This is a genomic window from Kordiimonas lipolytica, from assembly GCF_042651265.1.
Lineage (GTDB): Bacteria > Pseudomonadota > Alphaproteobacteria > Sphingomonadales > Kordiimonadaceae > Kordiimonas > Kordiimonas lipolytica.
This window is the reverse complement of the sequence record NZ_JBHSCR010000023.1, coordinates 1-1,941: the sequence shown is the minus strand read 5'-3', so window position 1 is coordinate 1,941 and position 1,941 is coordinate 1. Positions and strand designations below refer to the sequence as shown.

The following is a 1,941-nucleotide window of genomic DNA, read 5'->3' as shown; positions in this document are numbered from 1 at the left end:
GCCCCCGGCTATCATATCAACCATATCCATACTGGCTCACTTTTACGCCGCCCTATGGCCTAATTTTGCTCCGCCCTTGACACGATGAACCGCAGGCTCTCTGTATCAATTAAACCTGCAAGGCCAGGCACATGTGTGGTTAATAGTATCTGGTCGCCATTTCTTGAAATTTCCTTGAAAGCCTCAATTATTCGGTGCTGGCTGTCCGGATGTTGAGATGTCTCGGGTTCTTCGATTGCGTAAACAATCGGTACCCTGGATGCAGCATCGCGTGCTTTCTCTTCTTTTTTTCGCTTTGCTTCTGCTTGAAAGAAGCTGAGCAAGATAAGCCTGCGAATACCAGACCCTCGTTTGTTGAGTGGGACCTGATCATCGCTTTCCAAATCAAGCTTGAAAACAGAATCCCATTTCGGGTCTCGAAAAACGGGCTTCAGGACTGAAGCTAGCTCTAAATCCGGGTACGACTTTTTTAACTCATCAATGGTTCGATTGGCGGTCGCTTCCGCGACGGCCTGTACCTGATCGGCGATGTCATTCAGTTGCCCAGTTAGCCCAGCCAACGCAGACTGGATAGCTAACTTCATCGGATTTTGAACCTCAGGGTCTTGGTCTGAACTCGCGCGATCAGACTTGAACAGTGCATACACTGGAAAGCGCTTCTTTAAGCTCTCCCAAACATCTTTCGCGCCACCGTCTTTTAATGGGACCTCGGTTTCCCCCAAAGCAAGGTCATCGGCGGCCTCATACAGCGCCTGCCTCATTGAAGGATTGTTGTTGAGCTGGCACTGCCCTTCGAGACCGGCAGCCTTCACTATTTTCTTTAGGTCGGTATTAGTTTTTTGAAGCAAACCCGAAACCTCTTTGGCAGTCGGGTGCAAAGCCGTCGCCACTATTCGACACGGGACGGTTTTCTTCCTACAGTCATATGTTTTGGTGATTTCCAGATCACCTTCTGAGTTTAATAGAAACTCATTGGCGAGTGTAGTCTGAGCACCTGCATCCAAAATGAGCTCATCGGGCAGACTTGAAAACACGACGCTAATCTTCACATTTCCGGCATCGCCTCTGGTGTTTGCATCACCCTGATCAATCTTTGTCGATCCCTCGAAAAAAATATCAAGCGCTTCCAGGATTGTTGATTTTCCAGCGTCGTTTCGACCGATGAACGCTGTCATATCCGCCAAAGGGATTGGGGTGCATTCCCTATAACCCCTAAAATTCTCTAAGATTACTGCTTTAAGTTTCATCACATGGCACCCTCAAGCAATTTCATCTTGGACCGGCGATCACTCTGAGTGAAAGTATCTCAGTTCAGTCCATTTTTGAAATTAGACTATTAATTAATATTGTGGCGCGTGTTTTTTTCCTACAGGCAAATGCAGTTTTCAAAACTTCTAAGTAGCTATGCACTACAACATGAATACCTACACACCAGCCCAGGCCCTGCAGCCGGATGAGTTCCTTAACAGCTACCTTCTTCGCAGAATACTTATGGCGGAACCCACATCACCAAAGAATTTGAGTGGTATTGTGGCAGCCAGCCGCTCCTGGTATCTGTTACCCAAAGTGCCCCCACATCTCGGGTATCTTTTTGCTCATCTGACCTATTCAGAAAAACTTAAGATTGTCATCGACACTACCAACATCTGGACGATGGAATTTACTAATAATCCTTTTTATCTTCCACGAGCATGCGCAGCTGTATTTGAGGGCGCACAACTGACCACGTCATTCGCCCGAGCAACCGGCTGGACAACACCAATACACTATTGCCCAGGTTGTTTCATGGCCCAATTGGAGCAGTTCGGTTTTGTCTGGTTTAAGAGGGACTGGCTGATTTCCTCGCGTTGTGAGAAGCATGTCCGTCGTCAGATAAATTGTTACCAGTAGGCGCTTAAAATAAGAGAGGTTTTGATCTCATATCTTGTTTTAAGTTAAGCA

Annotated in this window: 2 protein-coding genes; one reads left to right on the top strand and one right to left on the bottom strand. The window is 47.0% G+C overall.

Features of this window, described 5'->3' with window-relative positions; translation table 11 throughout:
- Positions 1-59: 59 nt before the first annotated feature.
- Complete coding sequence (locus tag ACFO5Q_RS16735) at positions 60-1,247, bottom strand: ATP-binding protein (protein WP_068144105.1); 1,188 nt, start codon at positions 1,245-1,247, stop codon at positions 60-62.
- 169 nt (positions 1,248-1,416) lie between these two features.
- On the opposite strand from ACFO5Q_RS16735, the gene ACFO5Q_RS16730 reads away from it, so the two are divergent.
- Positions 1,417-1,890: a hypothetical protein gene (locus ACFO5Q_RS16730; RefSeq protein WP_156431864.1), complete on the top strand. Its 474-nt coding sequence runs from the start codon at positions 1,417-1,419 to the stop codon at positions 1,888-1,890.
- Positions 1,891-1,941: the final 51 nt, after the last annotated feature.

What these genes read in the sequence shown, in the direction of transcription:
- ACFO5Q_RS16735 (WP_068144105.1), bottom strand. Translation starts at nt 1,247, where the DNA reads ATGAAACTTAAAGCAGTAATCTTAGAGAATTTTAGGGGTTATAGGGAA.
- ACFO5Q_RS16730 (WP_156431864.1), top strand. Translation starts at nt 1,417, where the DNA reads ATGAATACCTACACACCAGCCCAGGCCCTGCAGCCGGATGAGTTCCTT.